10 protein-coding genes are annotated in these 18048 nt (G+C 64.7%); 6 read left to right on the top strand and 4 right to left on the bottom strand.

Annotated elements, in window-relative coordinates:
- Positions 1-51: 51 nt before the first annotated feature.
- Positions 52-1197 (bottom strand): tRNA preQ1(34) S-adenosylmethionine ribosyltransferase-isomerase QueA, encoded by a 1146-nt coding sequence (gene queA, locus ACCQ08_RS21445; protein WP_373450929.1) that lies wholly within the window; start codon positions 1195-1197, stop codon positions 52-54.
- A gap of 158 nt (positions 1198-1355) precedes the next feature.
- Here queA and ACCQ08_RS21440 point away from each other — a divergent pair, with 158 nt between their 5' ends.
- The 6 genes from ACCQ08_RS21440 (at position 1356) to ACCQ08_RS21415 (ending at position 13841) form a co-directional block, all read left to right on the top strand.
- A complete protein-coding gene (locus ACCQ08_RS21440; protein ID WP_373450928.1) occupies positions 1356-2912 on the top strand; it encodes a glycine betaine ABC transporter substrate-binding protein in 1557 nt (518 codons plus the stop codon).
- 156 nt (positions 2913-3068) lie between these two features.
- Positions 3069-5264, top strand: coding sequence for an ATP-dependent DNA helicase RecG (recG, locus tag ACCQ08_RS21435; protein WP_373450957.1), 2196 nt, complete (start codon positions 3069-3071; stop codon positions 5262-5264).
- 501 nt (positions 5265-5765) lie between these two features.
- Positions 5766-6734, top strand: coding sequence for a LysR substrate-binding domain-containing protein (locus tag ACCQ08_RS21430; protein WP_021028298.1), 969 nt, complete (start codon positions 5766-5768; stop codon positions 6732-6734).
- 176 nt (positions 6735-6910) lie between these two features.
- Positions 6911-7729 (top strand): phosphatase PAP2 family protein, encoded by an 819-nt coding sequence (locus ACCQ08_RS21425; RefSeq protein WP_373450927.1) that lies wholly within the window; start codon positions 6911-6913, stop codon positions 7727-7729.
- Between the two features lie 45 nt (positions 7730-7774).
- Positions 7775-8659, top strand: coding sequence for a 4-hydroxybenzoate octaprenyltransferase (gene ubiA / locus ACCQ08_RS21420; protein WP_312416890.1), 885 nt, complete (start codon positions 7775-7777; stop codon positions 8657-8659).
- Between the two features lie 118 nt (positions 8660-8777).
- Positions 8778-13841, top strand: a complete 5064-nt coding sequence (locus ACCQ08_RS21415; protein ID WP_373450926.1) for an ExeM/NucH family extracellular endonuclease — start codon at positions 8778-8780, stop codon at positions 13839-13841.
- Positions 13842-14099: 258 nt separating this feature from the next.
- Here the strand turns inward: ACCQ08_RS21415 and ACCQ08_RS21410 are convergent, their stop codons facing one another.
- From ACCQ08_RS21410 to ACCQ08_RS21400, 3 genes are all read right to left on the bottom strand, one after another.
- On the bottom strand, positions 14100-15380 hold the full coding sequence (locus ACCQ08_RS21410; RefSeq protein ID WP_133855846.1) for an aspartate carbamoyltransferase: 1281 nt from the start codon (positions 15378-15380) through the stop codon (positions 14100-14102).
- A gap of 315 nt (positions 15381-15695) precedes the next feature.
- Entirely contained in the window at positions 15696-16529 is an 834-nt protein-coding gene (proC, locus tag ACCQ08_RS21405) for a pyrroline-5-carboxylate reductase (protein ID WP_312416895.1), read from the bottom strand.
- Between the two features lie 136 nt (positions 16530-16665).
- Positions 16666-17928 (bottom strand): esterase-like activity of phytase family protein, encoded by a 1263-nt coding sequence (locus ACCQ08_RS21400; RefSeq protein WP_373450925.1) that lies wholly within the window; start codon positions 17926-17928, stop codon positions 16666-16668.
- Positions 17929-18048 lie beyond the last annotated feature (120 nt).

The raw sequence follows: 18048 nt of genomic DNA, 5'->3' as shown, positions 1-18048 counted from the left end.
TGCGCTGCCATTGCCCCGAGCAACTATGCAGTGCCGGCACCGGCGAAAGCCTCAGGACGCGGCCATTGGCTGGTCGGTCGCCACATCGGCTGCGGCCGGCTCCTTCAGGCGCTGCAGCAGCATCGAGTCTCCATAGCTGAAGAAGCGGTACCCCTGCGCAATGGCATGCTGGTACAGACCCATGATGTGCTCGTAGCCGGCGAAGGCGCTGACCAGCATCATCAGGCTGCTTTTGGGCAGGTGGAAATTGGTCACCAGCATGTCCACCACGCGGAACGGGAAGCCGGGGGTGATGAAGATGTTCGTGTCGTCCGAGAGCTGGCCGGTGCGGGCCCAGGATTCCAACGTGCGCACGGTGGTGGTACCCACCGCAATGACCCGGCCGCCGCGCAGGCGGCAGCGCTCCAGCGCGGCCAGGGTGGGCAGCGGGATGTTGTACCACTCGCTGTGCATCTGGTGGTCTTTGAGGTTCTCGGTCTTGACAGGCTGAAACGTGCCTGCACCCACATGCAAGGTCACGCTGGCGCGCTCCACGCCCTTGGCCTCCAGCGCAGCCAGCACCTTCTCGTCAAAATGCAGCGCGGCGGTCGGCGCCGCCACGGCGCCGGGGTTCTTGGCAAACACGGTCTGGTAGCGCTGCTCGTCTTCCGCCTGGTTGGGGTCCTGGCCGGTCTGCTGCTCGCGCTCAATATAGGGGGGCAGGGGGATGTGGCCGTGCTGCTGCATCAACTCCCACGGTGACTCCCCCTGGGGGCCTGTCAGGCGCAGGCGAAACAACGCGCCCGTCTCATTGGGCCAGCGGCCCAGCAAGGTGGCGTCAAAGCCACCGGCCTTCCTGCCGCCGGCCATGTGCAGCACGCCGCCCACGGCCGGCTTCTTGCTGACCTTCATATGGGCGACGACTTCGTTGTCCTGCAGCACGCGCTCGATCAGCAGCTCGATCTTGCCGCCGCTCGATTTTTCGCCGAAGACGCGTGCCTTGATCACCTGGGTGTCGTTGAAGACCAACAGGTCGCCTGCTTGCAGCAGATCGGGGAGCTCGTGGAAGCGGCGGTCTGCCAGATGTGGCTCCCGCGCATCCAGCAGGCGCGAGCCACTGCGCTCGGCAGCCGGGTGTTGGGCAATCAGTGCTTCGGGCAGTTCGAAATCGAAATCGCTCAGTTGAAAAGTACGGCGGGCACCGGAGAAGGCAGTCATCGTTGGCTCATGCAGGCGGAACACACCTGCAGCTCACAGGGATCAAAACAAGGGGGCGATTGTGCCACTGTGGCAGAGGCGCAGCAGGCCGCGCGGGCTTGGCGCGGTTGGGGGCCGCCTCCTACGTGCCTGGGAAGCGCAGTTGCTATAGTGGCCCGATGCTACGTCTTCACCACTTGATGCGCTTCGCGTTGGTCTGGGTTCTGGGCCTCTTGGCCGCCTCTGCTGCCGGGGCCGCGCAGGAGGAAACCCTGCGCGTGGGCTCCAAGCGTTTCACCGAATCCTATGTGCTGGCCGAGATCATGGCGCAGCAAGCACAGGCCGCCGGGGTCAAGACCCAGGTGCGCCAGGGCCTGGGCAACACGGCCATCGTCTATGAAGCGTTGCGATCCGGCCAGATCGATGTCTATGCCGAATACAGCGGCACCATTGCGCTGGAGATTGCCAAACATGCCCAGGGCAGCGATCTGGCATCGCTGAATGCGGCGCTGGCGCCGTTGGGCCTGGCCGTCGGTGTGCCCTTGGGCTTCAACGACGGCTATGCGCTGGCGATGCGCCGCCAGCAGGCCGAGGCGCTGGGCATTCGCAGCCTCAGCGACCTGGCGCGCCACAGCGAACTGCGCTTTGGCCTGTCGAACGAATTCATCGGCCGGGGCGATGGCTGGCCCGGCCTGGCCAAGCGCTACAACCTGCAGGCCAAGCCCCAGGGGCTGGACCATGGGCTGGCCTATGAGGCCATCACCCAGCAGCACATCGATGTGATGGACATCTACACCACCGATGCCAAGATCGACCACCTGGGGCTGTGGGTGCTCGAGGATGACCAGGCCTATTTTCCGCGCTATGACGCGCTGCTGCTCTACCGGCAGGACCTGCCCACACAGAAACCGGTGGCCTGGGCCGCTTTGCAACAGCTGCAGGGCCGCATCAGCGAAGCGGCAATGATTGGCATGAATGCCCAGGCCGAGCTGCAGGGCCAGGGCTTTGCCGAGATTGCCAAGCAATTTCTGGCAGGCGGGGCTGCGCAGACCCATGGCAAGGCCGCAGTGGACGCGAAGGCAGCGGGCCAGCCGAGCTTGGGCGCGCGGCTGTGGACGCGCCTGGTGGCGCCTGACCTGTGGCGGCTGACTGCGCAGCACCTGGCGCTGGTGCTGGTCTCCGTCGGTGTGGCGGCGCTGATCGCAGTGCCTGCCGGCATTCTGCTCTTTCCGCATCCTCGCTCGCGGGCGCTGGCACTGGGCGCGGCCGGCGTGCTGCAGACGATTCCGTCCCTCGCCCTGCTGGCGGTGCTGATTGCCTGGTTCGGCGTGATCGGCCGGCTGCCGGCCCTGGTGGCGCTGACGGCCTATTCGATCCTGCCGATTCTGAGCAATACCTGTGCGGGCCTGGCCGAGGTGTCGCCGGGCTTGCGCAGCGCCGGCTCTGCGCTGGGCATGACCCGGCCCCAGCGCATGCGCTGGGTGGAGCTGCCGATTGCGATGCCCACCGTGGTCGCTGGTATCCGCACGGCCTGCGCCATTGGCATCGGCACCGCGACGATTGCCGCATTCATCGGCGCAGGAGGCCTGGGCGAGCGCATTGTGACCGGTCTGGCGCTGAACGACAGCGCGCTGATGCTGGCGGGCGCGTTGCCGGCAGCCGCGCTGGCACTGCTGTCCGAGCTGCTGTTTGAGCTCTGGGAGCGCTATCTGCGCCGGCGCCGCGTGCGACGCTGATGCGGCGGACTCCAGCGCGGCTGCGTAGAGAGGCTGGACAGGTTTTGGCAGGCACTGTCTTTTTAACCAGTCGTGCGGCAAAGCATGCCAGAATGCAGCATTGCTGAAACTGCCTCCATGTCTGCTGCCACGCCTGCTTCTTCTGCTGATGATGCGATGCCCTCGAAGGGGCGCAAACCTGGCCGCCCGCGCAAGGCGAGCGGGGCAGCAACGGGCGCGGCCCCTGCCGCTGGCGCCCCCCCCGCGCCAGCAAAGACTGCCGCCAAGAACCCGGCCCAGCAAGCGCTGGTCAAACTGGGGCTGACGCGCGACATCGATCTGGCGCTGCATCTGCCGCTGCGCTATGAAGATGAGACGCGCATCATTGCGCTGCGCAATGCGCGCGATGGCGAGGTGGCGCAGATCGAAGCCACCGTGGTGTCTGCCGATGTGCAGCTGCGGCCTCGCCGGCAACTGGTGGTGCGGGTCGAAGATGCCAACGGAGACGGCTGCGAACTGCGCTTCTTCAGCTTCTACCCTTCCCACCAGAAGACCCTGTCCGTGGGCAACACCTTGCGCATTCGCGGTGAGGTCAAGGGCGGCTTCTGGGGGCGGCAAATGCTGCACCCGGCCTTCCGGCTGGCGGGTGGCGAACTGCCCCAGTCGTTGACGCCGGTGTATCCCACCACCGCCGGGCTGCCCCAGCCCTATCTGCGCCGCGCGGTGATCGGCGGTTTGCAGCGTGCTGATCTGAGCGAAACCCTGCCACCCGGCGTGGACTTGCCCTATGCCCGGTACCTGGGAGCGGGCGGCCTGGGCAGGGCCTACACCTTGCGCGAAGCGCTGCAGTTTCTGCACCACCCCACGCCCGATGTCGCGGTAGCCACCTTGGAAGACCACAGCCACCCGGCCTGGCAGCGCCTCAAGGCCGAAGAGCTGCTGGCCCAGCAGCTGTCGCAGCTGACGGCCAAGCGCGAGCGCGACAGCCTGCGCGCGCCCGCGCTGGCAGCGCAGCGCCATCCCGACGGCAGCCTGAACCTGCATGAGCAGTTTCTGGCCGCCCTGCCTTTTGCGCTGACCGGGGCGCAGCGCCGGGTCTGCGAGGAAATTGCCAGGGATCTGGGGCGCCATATACCGATGCACCGCCTGCTGCAGGGCGATGTGGGCTCGGGCAAGACCATCGTGGCGGCGCTGTCGGCGGTGATCGCCATTGATGCGGGCTGGCAGTGCGCGCTGATGGCGCCGACCGAAATTCTGGCCGAGCAGCACTTTGCCAAGCTGGTGGGCTGGCTGGAGCCGTTGCTGGCGCCGCGCGGCCTCAAGGTCGCCTGGCTGGCCGGTGCGCAAAAGAAGAAGCAGCGCACCGAGATGCTGGCGCTGGTCGAGAGTGGCGAGGCCGCGCTGGTGGTCGGCACGCATGCGGTCATCCAGGACCAGGTGCAGTTCAAGCAGCTGGGGCTGGCCGTTATCGATGAGCAGCACCGCTTTGGTGTGGCCCAGCGCCTGGCGCTGCGGCAAAAGCTGCTCTCCACCGGCATGGAGCCGCATATGCTGATGATGAGCGCCACGCCGATCCCGCGTACCTTGGCGATGAGCTACTACGCCGACCTGGATGTCTCCACCATCGACGAGTTGCCGCCGGGACGCACGCCGGTGGTGACCAAGCTCATCAGTGACAGCCGGCGCGATGAGGTGGTCTCGCGCATTGCCGACCAGATCGCCCAGGGGCGCCAGGTGTACTGGGTCTGTCCGCTGATCGAGGAGAGCGAGGCGCTGGATCTGTCCAACGCCACGGCCACCCATACGGACCTGAGCGAGGCGCTGCCCGGGGTCATGGTCGGTCTTCTGCACTCGCGCATGCCCACGGCTGAGAAAAAGGCCGTCATGGCCTTGTTCACCGAAGGGGTGATGGGCGTGCTGGTCTCCACCACGGTGATTGAAGTGGGCGTTGATGTGCCCAATGCCAGCCTGATGGTGATCGAGCATGCCGAACGTTTTGGTCTGAGCCAGCTGCACCAGTTGCGCGGCCGGGTGGGGCGGGGCGCTGCGGCATCGGCTTGTGTGATGCTGTATGCGGTAGGTGACAACGGCAAGCTCGGCGAGACGGCCAAGGAGCGGCTGCGGGCGATGGCCGAGACCTCCGATGGTTTCGAGATCGCCCGGCGCGATCTGGAAATTCGGGGGCCCGGCGAGTTTCTGGGGGCGCGGCAGTCGGGTGCGGCGCTGTTGCGATTTGCGGATCTGGAAGCCGACAAGCACCTGCTGGAATGGGCGCGTGAGTTGGCTCCGCCGATGCTGGACCGCTGGCCAGACCTGGCTGCCAGCCATGTGCTGCGCTGGCTGGGCGGCAAGGCGGAATACCTCAAGGCCTGAAAAACTAGCGCATAGCTCACCGCCACGTTGCATGGCAGCATTGCAAACAAGATTTAAAAGTTGCAAAAATGATACGAAATCTTGGTAAATATCGATTGATTCGTGCTATGGCTGTTGCGCAGAATGTTAATCGTGTTGTTCAAATAGAGGATATAAAACGCATTCTGTAACTAGATTTATAGCTTGTTGCGGCCACTCCAATGGCAAATAAGCCTTATTTAACAGGGAGGTAGCGGAGTGAGGCGTCGATAATTATGTAGCTTTGTGTAAATGCTCGCATCCATATTTACCTACATTCCCGGTGAGCGAGCGCTTGCATTTGACGCATAATAGATTAATCCTATTTTTGTAGTCGCGCATTGGCACCCATGGTGCTTCGGAATAGAGTACAACTCATAGCTTGCGGTTCTGATGAAACACAGTGTGGCACTTTGGCCTCTGGCGCTATAGCCAGGTGGTCCACAGGCCATGCACAATACGCGATTCGCACTAAAAACTGACATGACACTTACAGAGCTCAAATATATTGTTGCTGTCGCCCGTGAAAGGCATTTCGGCCGCGCCGCTGATGCCTGCTACGTGTCGCAACCTACCTTGTCTGTCGCCATCAAAAAGCTGGAGGAAGAACTCGAGGTCAAGCTGTTTGAACGCAGTGCCTCGGAAGTGTCGGTCACCAGTCTGGGTGACCAGATCGTGCGCCAGGCGCAAATCGTGCTGGACCAGGCCGCTGCGATCAAGGAAATTGCCAAGCGCGGCAAGGACCCGCTGGCAGGTGTGCTGACCCTGGGTGTGATCTATACCATCGGTCCCTATCTGCTGCCTGAGCTGGTGCGCCAGTCGATCGAGCGCACGCCGCAGATGCCGTTGATGATCAACGAGAACATGACCGCCAAGCTGCTGGAGATGTTGCGTACCGGTGAGATCGACTGCGCCATCGTGGCCGAGCCTTTCCCCGATACCGGTCTGGCGATGGCCCCTCTGTATGACGAGCCCTTCTTTGCGGCCGTGCCCAGCGTGCACCCGCTGGCCACGCGTGACAGCATCTCGGCCAGCGAGCTGAAGAACGAAACCATGCTGCTGCTGGGCGCTGGCCACTGCTTCCGTGACCATGTGCTCGAAGTCTGCCCCGAGTTCGCCCGCTACTCCAGCAACACTGAAGGCATCCGCCGCACCTTTGAAGGCTCGTCGCTCGAGACCATCAAGCACATGGTGGCCGCCGGCATGGGTGTGACCCTGGTGCCCCGCCTGTCGGTGCCCAAGGATGCGCTGGAAAAGGGTGTGCGCCGCCGCAAGTCGGACGAGACCCACATCCGCTACATTCCGCTGACCGACGAGATCAACGACGAAGCACCGAAGCGCCGCGTGGTGCTGGTATGGCGCCGCAGCTTTACCCGCTACGAAGCCATCGCCGCATTGCGCAATGCGATCTTCGCCTGCAACCTGCCCGGCGTGACGATGCTGCAAGCCTAAGTCTCGCTGCAAGGTTTCTTTTTGGACCCCATGCATGGCATGCCTGCATGGGGTTTTGTATTTTTTTGGGGTGTTGTGACGTGTTGTCTGTGTTGTTGCCGCTGCGGCGGCTGCCGCCGTTGGCGGCGGGCCGGGACCTGTGCCGCCAGAGTCTGTGCTGGGTTGTGCTGGGGCTTTTGGGTACGGAACAAGCGCTGGCGCAAAGCCGGGACCTGGCTGGGGGATCGCGCATCGTCTTTCAAGCCTTGGCCATGCTGGATGCCTGGATGCCGGTGCTGCTGCTTGTCTGGTTGCTGGCCGGCGCGGTGGTTTGGCGCTGGCTGCCGCGCAGGCAGACGGCGGTGCTGTATGCCACCAGGCAGCCTGTGGGGGTGCCGTTGGTTGTGGCTGCCGGCTGCTTGCTGCTGTTTGCGATGCTGGCCTGGGTGGTCGTCTACCCGGAGCATTCGGGCCATGCCCGCTTGTTGGCCGCCGATGCAGCGGCCCAGCAATGGGCGCAAGACCATGTCTCGGCGCCGGGGCGGGAGCTGCTGCATGTGCTGACCGCTGCCGGCGATGTGCGCTGGCTGGCGGTCCTGGTGCTGCTCGTGGCGGGCGGGTTGGCGCTGGGTGGGCGGTGGCAGGCCTTGTGGGCCTGGGTGTTCTTTATCGGCCTCAATGGCCTGGCGGTACGCCTGCTGAAGAATCTGCTGGACCGCGCCCGCCCCGAGGTGCTGCATGAGATGCTGACGTCGGGTGCCAGTTTCCCCAGCGGCCACACCTCTGGGGCCGTCGTTGTCTATGGCCTGCTATGGCTGGTGCTGCGCGGCCGGCTCTCGCCCGCTGCGCGCCGCGTCCTCGCCTGGCTTTGTGGGGGACTGGTCGCCGTCATTGCGCTCAGCCGCATCCTGCTGCAGGCGCACTTTGCCAGCGATGTGCTGGCCGGCGCGCTGCTGGGCCTGGCCTGGTGTGCACTGGCGGCCCTGGTGCTGGGGCGGGGCGGGCGCGCAAATTGACAAAGAGAGGGCACAGGGTAGCGCTGTGACGCTATGCTTGCTGCCATGTCAGCTGCTGCCCATCCCTCCCTCTCTCTGTCCGAGCGCTTTGCGCTGTACCTGGATCTGATTCGCTTCAACCGGCCTGCCGGCTGGCTGGTGCTGGTCTGGCCCACCCTGGTGGCGCTGTGGGCGGCGTCGGGGGGCTTTCCGGGCTGGCACCTGGTGCTGGTGTTTGTGCTGGGTACCTTTTTGATGCGCAGCGCCGGCTGCTGCATCAATGACATTGCCGACCGCAAGTTCGACCGCCATGTCAAACGCACCGCGCAGCGCCCCATCACGACGGGCAAGATTTCGGTGTTCGAGGCGGCGATGGTCGGCGTGGTTCTGACCTTGCTGTCGCTGGCGCTGGTGCTGACCACGCGCTGGGAGGCGGTGGCTTGGTCGGTACCGGCCGTGCTGTTCACCATCCTCTACCCCTTTACCAAGCGCTTCTTTGCGATGCCGCAGGCGTTTTTGGGCATTGCGTTCAACTTTGGTGTGCTGATTGCATTTGCCGCGGTGCAGGGCCAGGTGCCGATGATGGCCTGGCTGCTGTGGCTGGCTAATATGTGCATGGTGCTGGCCTATGACACCGAGTACGCAATGGTGGACCGCGATGACGATCTGAAGATCGGCATGAAGACCTCGGCCATCACCTTGGGCCGTTTTGATGTTGCCGCGATCATGGCTTTCTTTGGGGTGTGCCTGGTTCTGACGGTGCTGGCGCTGGCGCCGCTGCAGCTGGCCTGGCCCTGGTGGCTGGGCGTGGCTGCGGCTGCAGCGCAGATGCTGTGGCACTACAGCCTCATCCGCCAGCGCACGCGCGAAGGCTGTTTTACTGCGTTCAGCAAAAGCCACTGGATTGGCGTGAGCCTGTTTGCCGGTGTGGCGCTTGCCTTTGCGTTGTGACCGGGCTGTGACAGTGGCGGCGGTGTCAGTTTTTGGGAACGCTTACAGATTCTGACACGGAGCTTTCATCGCCAGCGGCGACAAAGAGGGGTTGTTTGCCACTCCCTCTATTGCTGCCATGTTTGCTCTTCGCTCCATTTCGTCTGCCTGCCGCGCCAGCGTGCGGGCGTTCCAGGGTCTGTCACTGGCAGCTGCCTTGCTGCTGGCGGCCAGCGTGCTGCCCGCGTCGGCCCAGACCACGCTGGCGGCCGGAGACGTCGCTGTCGTCGGCTTTGCCTCGGACACGCCGGACTCCGTCAGCCTGGTGTTGCTGCGCGATATCGAAGCGGGCACCGAGATTCGCGTCACCGACAATGGCTGGACGAATGCGGGCGCGTTTCGCACCGGTGAAGGTGTGCTGATCTGGCAGGCCACGGAGGCGCTGTCTGCCGGTACGGTCGTTAAGATCAGCGCGGCTGACACCAAGCCTGCGGCCAACCATGGAACGGTCAGCGCCTCGGGCAGCTTCAATCTGGCCGCCGGCGGCGACAGTGTGCTGGTCTACCAGGGCTCAGAAGCGGCACCGCAGTTCGTGTTCGCGCTGAACAATGTGACCGCTGGCAGCTGGGACAGCAATGCCAGCAACTCCAACACCTCGGCGTTGCCGCCTGGCTTGGTCAACGGCAGTACCGCCATTGCGCTGGTCAAGCAAAACAATGTGGCCTACGACAGCACCAAGGGCGCCATCGAGGGCACGGCGGCCGAGCTGCTGGCTGCGATCAGCCAAGCCGCCAACTGGACGGGCAATGGCACCGCACCGGCGGCCCTGACCGTCATCGATCCAGGTGCCGGCGAGACGGCGATGTTCACCCCGCTGCCGGCGACCCAGGCGGGCAGCTCGGACGCCTCTGCCGCCATCGCGCTCGACGACCGCTACATGGTCGTCGGCGATGACGAAGGCAATGTGCTGCGCGTCTACCCCCGCGGCGGCGGCGTGGCGGTCAAGGAATGGGAATTTGGCAGCCTGCTGGGTTTGAGCAAGGAGCTCGACCTGGAGGCGGGCACCCGCATTGGCAACACCTTGTATTTCACCGGTTCGCACAGCAACAAGTCCGATGGCAGCGAGGCAGACAACCGCGAGCACCTGTTTGCCGTCGATGTGGCGGGCACCGGCGCCACGACGGAATTCAGCTTCAAGGGGTCTTACGGCGGTCTGGAGGGCTTGCTGAACACCTGGGACAGCAGCAATGCCCATGGCAAAGGTGCCAACTACTACGGCTTCGTCGCCTCGTCGGCGGACAAGGTGCCGCCCGAGTCGCCAGCCGGCTTCTCGATCGAAGGCATGGCGGCGACCGCAGACGGCCAGCTGCTGCTGGGTTTCCGTGCGCCGCTGGCCAGCGCGCAGCTGCGCAACCGCGCGCTCGTCATCCCGATCACCAACCCTGCTGCGATGGTGGCGGGCACCGCGCCGGTGCTGGGTGCCGCCATTGAGCTGAACCTGGGCGGGCGCGGCATTCGCGACATGCAGCGCACCGAGGATGGCAAGTTCCTGATCCTGGCGGGCCCACCCGGCAAGGCCGATGCGGCCGTGAACACCAACTTTGCCTTCTTTGTCTGGAACGGTCCGGGTACCACCGAGGTGCAGCAACTGGACAATGTGCTGGACAACCTGCTGCGCACCACCGGTGGCAGCTTCGAGACCCTGGTCAGCCCCCTCAGCACGGCCAAGGGCACGACCGTCCAGCTGCTGCAGGACAACGGCGACACCATCTGGCCTGGCAAGGGCTCGGTGTCCAAGGACCTGCCTTTTGCGGACCAGCAGTTCCAGGGCAATACCGTCAAGCTCGGTGGCCCCGCCGCTGCCGACACCACCGCCCCCGTGCTGCAAAGCAGCAGCCCGTTGCAGAATGCGGTGGACGTCGGCAAGACCGCCGTGGTGCGCCTGCAGTTCAGCGAAACGGTGCAGCGCGGCAGCGGCAGCCTGTCGCTGCTGGAAGACGGCAACCTGATCGCCACCGTGCCGATGACCGATGCGCAAGTGGCCATCGATGGCAGCGCAGTGCGCTTTACGCGCAGCGGTGGCTACCAACCCGGCAAGCGCTACAGCCTGGTGCTGCCCGCCGCTGCGGTGCTGGACATGGCTGGAAACGCACTGGCGGCCGAGCAAAAGCTGGACTTTACCGTCAGCAGCGCGGTGGCAGCCAGCGCCAAGGTGCTGGTCTCCGAGGTCAACTCCAACGCCGATGGCGGCGATTTCTTTGAGCTGTTCAACTACGGCACGACCCCCGTGGACCTGAGTGGCTGGGGCTGGACCGACAGCAGCGGCGCGCTGCCCAGCGCCTTCCCTGCGGGCACCAGCCTGGCAGCAGGCGCACGTCTGGTGGTGCTGAACGAGACCACGCCGGAAGCCTTCCGCACGGCCTGGGGTCTGCAGGCCAGTACTGCCGTCATCCTGGTGGCCGGCCAAGGCCTGGGCAAGGGCGATGCGGTGCTGGTGTATGACGCCAATGGCTACCTGGCTGCGGCGATGAACTATGGCAGCAAGGCGCTGAAGGCGACCGATGGCTCGACCGTGGCGCCGGCGAAGAACCCGAGCGGCACAGCGGTATCCACCAGCGACCACGCGGGCGCTGCGGTGCGCAATGCCGGCACAACCGTGGGCAATGGCGTGTCCGCCGTCTGGGATGGCAAGTCCACTGCAGAGCCGCGCTACACCGCTGCGGCGGTCGGTGTGCTCGATGGCTTTGCCCAGCCCTCGAATGGTGCCAATATCGGCTCGCCCGGCTTGGCGCAGAACCTGGCACCGGTCGCTACCACCCCCATCTCGGCCGTGCAGGGTTCGGGTGACGCCTCGCCACTGGTGGGCCAGAGCGTGACGGTGCGCGGCATCGTGACCGCCTACCTTCCGGACCTCAGCGGTTTCTACATCCAGTCGCTGCCCGAAGACGACGACCACAACGCCGAGACTTCCGAGGCCGTGTTTGTGTACTACGGCAGCACGCCCATTGCCGGCATCAGTGCCGACAGCGTGGGCCAGGCTGTGCAGCTGACCGCCACGGTCAGCGAGTACAAGGGCTTGACCCAGCTGGGCGGCAGCATCCTGAACTTCAGCGTGCTCCATGGTGGCGCCAAGCAGGCGCTGCCTGCCGTGGTGGCGCTGAGCCTGCCGATGCCCGCCTATGCGAACTGGGAACGCTACGAAGGCATGCGTGTGCGCATCACCGGCAGCACCGGCCCGCTGGTGGTGACGGACAACTACTACCTCGGCCGCTATGGCATGGTCACCTTGAGTGACAAGGACAAGCTGGTGCAGTACACCGAACTGCATGTGCCCAGCATGACGGGTAATGCCGCCTACCTGGACACCGTCAAGCGCAGCCAGATCATTCTCGACGATGGCAGCAGCAAGCAAAACCCGGACGCCTTGCTGGGCCGGGGCGGCCTGGACCTGAGTGCCGGCAACACCTTGCGGGCAGGTGACAGCACCGCCGCGATCGAAGGCATTCTGGACCAATTCATCGATACGGCGGCTGGCGCACACCAGACCAGCTACCGCGTGCAACCGCTGCAAAAGCCGATCTTTACCGGTGCAGCGCGCCCGACGGTGGCTGACCTCCAGCAGGCCATTGGCAGCCCGACGGTCAAGATTGCTTCGGCCAATGTGCTGAACTTCTTCAGCACCCTGGGCACGGCCAAGTTCAACAACCCCTATGGCGATTCGCTGGAAGGCCGTGGTGCCGACAATGCGGCCGAGCTGACCCGCCAGACCGACAAGATCGTCAGCAACCTGCTGGGTCTGGACGCCGATGTCTACGGCCTGATGGAAATCCAGAACAATGGCTTTGACACGACCAGCGCGCTGGCGACCTTGACCCGGGCCCTGAACGCCAAGCATGGCAGCGAGGTCTATGACTATGTGAAGGGCCCCTTCAATGCCGGTGGTGCCAAGACGGCCGTGGCGGCTGGCCATGATGCCATCTCGGTGGCTGTCATCTACCGCAAGGACCGTGTCAATCCCGTGGGCGTGCCTGCGGTGCCTGATGAGGCGCAGTACGATGCCTTCAATGCCACCTATGGCAACCGTGTGCCGCTGGCCCAGACCTTCGAGAAGACGCTGGCTAGCGGCGGCAAGGACCAGTTCACCGTGGTGGTCAACCACCTGAAGTCCAAGGGCAGCGTCAACGACCCGGACATCGGTGACGGCCAGGGTGCCAACAACCAGTCGCGCAAGCGTGCCGTCGAGCAACTGCAAACCTGGCTGGCGGGCAACCCGACGCAAGCGGGCAATGGCAAGAACGTGCTGATGGGCGACTTCAACGCCTATGCCAAGGAAGAGCCGATCTCCTTCCTGGAAAGCCATGGCTACCAGAAGCTGGGCGCCGGCCAGTATTCCTACGGCTTCCAGACCCTGTGGGGATCGCTGGACCATGTGCTGGTCAGCTCGGCGCTCGCCAGCCAGGTGGGCCAGGTGGTGAAGTGGCAGATCAACGCAGAAGAGCCGCCGGTCCTCGACTACAACACCAACTTCAAGAGCGCCGCGCAGGTCTCGTCGTTCTATGCGGCCGATGCCTACCGCTCCAGCGACCACAATCCGATTGTGCTGGGCCTGAACCTGGAAGGCGCGCCGGTCGGTCCGGAGCCGGAGCAGAACTTTGATGTGGCGCTGCCAGCGTCCGGCGGTGGCGGCAGTGCTGCAGTGCAGTGGAGCAGTGCCGATGCCTGCCGTCTGGCCCAGGCGCCCGTGGCCGTGGCTGCTGCATCGCTGGGTGCGCTGCCCCAAGGGCTGAGCGTGCCTTACGGCGCTCTGCAGTGGACAGCCACGGGCTGCGCCATGGGTGGCAGTGGCACGATGCGCATCCGTTACCCATCGGCCCTGCCGGCCCATGCCAAGTACTGGAAGTTCGGCCCCACCAAGGCCAACACGACTCCACATTGGTACAGCCTGCCATCGACCGTGAACGGCAATACGCTGTCCGTGCAGATCGTAGACGGTGGGGATGGGGATGACGACATGGTCGCCAACGGCCAGATCAGCGATCCCGGTGGCGCCGGCTGGCTGGCCGATGTGCCGGTGGATCCAGGCACTCCGGGCGTGGGCCAGGCACGGCCCGTGCCGGCGATGGGCCTGTGGAGCCTGCTGGGTCTGAGCGGGCTGCTGGGTTGGCTGGCTGCCGGCCGCCGCCGTCTCGGTCTGGCGCGTTAAGCGCAGCGCGCCGTTGCGGCGCGGAGCAGGGACGCTGCTCTCCTTCCAGGACCTGCTTGCAGGTCCTTTTTTGATGCCCGTTTGCAGGCCTGTGTGAGGCGGAGGCCGGGGTGCAGCGGGAGAGCGGCACACAAAAAAGCGGCCATCGATAGATGGCCGCTAACACTGGAGTCGCAGGAAAAAAACGTTCAATTTTCCGAAGCAGGGTGGACTGCTTCGAAAAAATGTCTCAAATCATGGTGTTGTGTAAGGTAGAGTTTAATCCAAAGTGTCAAACACTGCATCATCCGGGCCTACAAAAGCCGGAGAGCGCCAGGTGACATCGCGCAAATTGCGGGCAATCTGGTTCTCCACACCCATCAAAACGGCAAACAAAGCCATGCGCACAGGGATGCCATTGTCGGTCTGGCGGAAGATGGCCAGGCGTGGATCGAGGTTCAGATCGGTCGACAGATCATTGGCGCCGGCCCGGGCATCGCGCGGCAGCGGGTGCATGATGATGGTGTCGGGTTTGCAGACGGCATCGACCAGCGATTTCTGCACCTGGAACTCCGGCGTGTAGCCCTCGATGTTCTCACCGGCAAAGCGCTCTTTCTGGATGCGCGTGGCATAGACCACGTCGGCGCCCTTGAGGTCCTGCAGCGAGGTGGAAACCTCCACCACATGGCCGTTGGTCGAGGCCAGCTCGATCAGGTAGGCAGGCATCTCCAGCGAGCTGGGCGAGATCAGGGTGAACTTCATGCCCTTGTAGAGCGACAGCAGGCGGATCAGCGAGTGCACCGTGCGGCCATATTTGAGGTCGCCGACCATGGCGATATGCGCGCCGTCCATCAGCTTGCCCAAGCGGGAGAACTCGCGCTGGATCGTGTACATGTCCAGGATCGCCTGGCTGGGGTGCTCACCGGGGCCGTCGCCCGCATTGATGACGGGGATATTCGTCGCACGCGCAAATTCGGCCACCGAGCCTTGTTCGGGGTGGCGGATGACCAGCGCATCGACATAGCCGGCCATCACGCGGCTGGTGTCATAGATCGATTCGCCCTTGGCCATCGACGAGAAGGTAAAGCCGGTGGTATCGCAAACCGAGCCGCCCAGGCGGCTGAAGGCGGCGCCAAAGCTCACGCGGGTGCGGGTGCTGGCTTCAAAGAACAGGCTGCCCATGACGGCGCCTTCGAGCACGCGGCAGACCTTGTGGCGGCGGGCAATGGGTTGCATCACATCGGCGATGCGGAACAGCTCTTCAAGGCTTTCGCGCTCCAGCTGGGCCACCGACAGCAGTTGCGGACGGCCATCGGCAGACATGCGCTCGGCCAGCGGACGGTGGTGTTTCTGGGCATCATGACCTGCGGCTTCACGGTACAGAATCTCGGAGACGAACTTCTGCGCCATATCGGGCATGGCGCGCGCTTCGCCAGAAGCCTCCGGCAGCAACCAGGTATCCAGGGTGCGGCGGCGCACGCCCAGGCGCTCGGCAAAGGCGTCGCGCGTCAAGTTCAAACGGCGCATTGCGTCGCGAAGAAAATCCTGTTGGCTGTCCATGGGCCGTGCTCCGATGCAGAGGAATGAATGCGGCCGAATTATACGCTTTGCGTTTGACTTTTGTGTGAAATATACGCAATGCGTGATTGCATTTGTGCAAAGTTGCAGCCGCAGGTGGGGCGCACTCGTATTTAGCTTGAGACTGCCGCTCCAGGAGTTTGAAAATCTGTTCTCCTCGGACCGCGACAGTGTCTTTGCGGATGGGTTGCTAGGGGGGGCGCCCAGCCGCGCAGTGCGCAGCCAATAGCCAGCTATTGGCAAGCGCTGCAACAACGCAGACCGCCCCTGCCCGGGCGGCCGCAAAGGCGCTGGCTCTTAGCCGCCGAACTCGTCGCCAAGGGCCTTGGCGCGGCGCTCGGCAGCGTGCATCGCGCCGATGAAGTGGGCGGCGATATCGGCGCCGCGCATATGCTCCAGCGCGGCAAAGGTGGTGCCGCCCTTGCTGGTGACGCGCTCACGCAGCACCGCTGGCGCTTCGCCCGACTGCGCCGCCAGCGCGGAGGCGCCGCTGAAGGTGCCAATCGCCAACTGCAGTGCCTGCTCGGCGGGCAGCCCCATCTCGACACCGGCTTGCTGCATGGCTTCGAGGAAATAGAAGACGTAGGCGGGGCCCGAACCCGACAGGGCCGTGACTGCATCGAGCTGCGACTCTTGCTGCACCCAGACCAGCTGGCCCGTGGTGGTGATGATCTGCTCGGCCAGCTGCTGCTGGGCGGCGCTGACCTGTGGACGGGCAAACAAGCCCGTCATGCCCTGGCCGACCAGGGCCGGGGTGTTGGGCATGGCGCGCACGATCTGGTCATTGCCCAGCCACTGGGCAATGCTGTCGCTGCGGATGCCGGCGGCCACGCTCAGGTGCAGCGCATGGCGGCTGTGGTCGGCGACGGCGGCCGCTGCCTGGGCGAAGGTTTGCGGCTTCACGGCCCAGACGACCACCTGGGCCTGCGCCAGGCTGCTGTCGGCGGCCGGCAGCGCGGTGATGCCAAACTGCTGCTGCAGGGTCTGGCGCTGGGGTTCGTAGGGTTCGACCACCTGGATGCGGTCTTTGGGCAGGCCCTGGCGAATCAGGCCGCCGATGATGGCGCTGGCCATGTTGCCCCCGCCGATGAAGGCGATGGCGGGGAATTGGGACAGATCGGTAGTGGACATGGCGGCAGGTGCAAGCAAAGAAAGGGTGGGCAGAGCCAGCGCGGCTGGCGTGGCTGCCACTATAGCGGGGGCCTGCCCAAAGCTCAAACCGGTTGCATGGCAAGCCATGCGGGGCGCACAGGTTTTGCTATCAATTTCAATTGCGATGCGATTGGCCTGCGCTGCCCGCAGGGGCCGCGCAGGCCGGTGTTTCGACCAGCGCCAGGAACTGCGTGACCTGGGCCGGGTTGAAGTTGTTGTCGCTGACCAGCAGCAGCACCCGCTCGCCACTGGCCAGGCGCGGCCCCCAGGTCATGCCTTCGAGGTTGTCCACCGTTCGCAGCCCCAGCTGCGCAAAATCCAGCAGCAGTTCTTTGTGGGCGGGAGTGTATGCGGCGTTGTGTAGCGCATCGATCGCCAAGGTGTCGCTGGCCTCCTGGGTGTTGATGCGGTAGAGGCGCGCGGAAAAACCGGCTCCCAGCACATAGGCGCGCTCCAGCACCAGCAAATGGTCGGGCCCATCGGCCAGGATCTCGCTGACGCCATTGATGGCAATGAGCGGCAGCAGCAGGTTGTCCTTGGGCAGCGCGTCGGGGATGTAGGCAATCTGCCGAATCGGCTGCTGGCTGGCGAGGTCGTACTGGGTGATGCGCAGCGGCCCGCCGATCTGGCCACGGCGCGGTAGCGGGCCGTCCTGGCGCAACGCACCCTCCATCGATAGCCACAGGCTGCGCTGGTCCTCGCTGATCGCGATGCCTTCCAAGGTCATGTTGTTGCGCGGGCCCCGGCCCGTCTCTGGCTGGAGCGGGCCTTGCAGCTGCGCGGGTAGGGGCCAGGTGTGCTGCCAGCTGCCATCCAGCCCTGCTTGCTGCAAGGAGGGGCCAAAGCCCCGCGCAAAGTCGCCTTCGCTGCTCCAGACCACACTGCGCCCGCCGGGCAGCAGCCGCAGTGCCTCGGGGTCAGGCACCGGCGTATCGGCCGTGGCAGTGCGGCTGCTGGGGTAGGGCGCGCCCGCCGGCGTGCGCAGGTACTGCTGCTCGACGATGCTGACCTGCTGCAGGCCACTGGCGTCATAGCGGATGCGGGCCCGGTACCAACGGGCGCTGTCCTTGGCCGAGCGGTCGTCGCTCACCAGATAGTAGCTGTCATCGGCCGGACGGTAGTCAATCGACGAAAGGCCTCCGACCTGTGTGCCGGCCCAAAGCGTATCCAGCGGCCAGCGCTGCTCGCCCAGCAGTTGCAGGGCCGGGCGGTCCGGGGTGTGGCAGGCGGCGGCGCCGGTGGACGGGATCGAGGGGGAGAGCGGTGCCTGGGCGGGTTCCGGAGAGGTCTTGCAGCCCGCTACCAACAGCACCAGAGCGGAGAGTGACAGGGCCTTGAATAGACCGAACGAATAATGTATTTGGATATTGATTTTCATAGCATTTTTTGCAAGTGTAGCGCGCCTGTTGCACCGGCAATTGTTGACATTTTCAAACGCGACTCGCTCCTTATCATCTCGGCTACTGAGACCTGTATGTGTGTGCGTTGCATGCCGCGG

Source organism: Comamonas sp. SY3, from assembly GCF_041730275.1.
Taxonomy (GTDB): domain Bacteria; phylum Pseudomonadota; class Gammaproteobacteria; order Burkholderiales; family Burkholderiaceae_C; genus Comamonas; species Comamonas sediminis.
This window is presented reverse-complemented; position numbering and strand designations above follow the sequence as displayed.

Excerpts from the sequence above, each read along its gene's own strand:
- ubiA (WP_312416890.1), top strand. The coding sequence starts at position 7,775 with ATGTCAGCTGCTGCCCATCCCTCCCTCTCTCTGTCCGAGCGCTTTGCG.
- ACCQ08_RS21440 (WP_373450928.1), top strand. The coding sequence starts at position 1,356 with ATGCTACGTCTTCACCACTTGATGCGCTTCGCGTTGGTCTGGGTTCTG.
- ACCQ08_RS21430 (WP_021028298.1), top strand. The coding sequence starts at position 5,766 with ATGACACTTACAGAGCTCAAATATATTGTTGCTGTCGCCCGTGAAAGG.
- queA (WP_373450929.1), bottom strand. The coding sequence starts at position 1,197 with ATGACTGCCTTCTCCGGTGCCCGCCGTACTTTTCAACTGAGCGATTTC.
- recG (WP_373450957.1), top strand. The coding sequence starts at position 3,069 with ATGCCCTCGAAGGGGCGCAAACCTGGCCGCCCGCGCAAGGCGAGCGGG.
- proC (WP_312416895.1), bottom strand. The coding sequence starts at position 16,529 with ATGTCCACTACCGATCTGTCCCAATTCCCCGCCATCGCCTTCATCGGC.
- ACCQ08_RS21410 (WP_133855846.1), bottom strand. The coding sequence starts at position 15,380 with ATGGACAGCCAACAGGATTTTCTTCGCGACGCAATGCGCCGTTTGAAC.
- ACCQ08_RS21400 (WP_373450925.1), bottom strand. The coding sequence starts at position 17,928 with ATGAAAATCAATATCCAAATACATTATTCGTTCGGTCTATTCAAGGCC.
- ACCQ08_RS21415 (WP_373450926.1), top strand. The coding sequence starts at position 8,778 with ATGTTTGCTCTTCGCTCCATTTCGTCTGCCTGCCGCGCCAGCGTGCGG.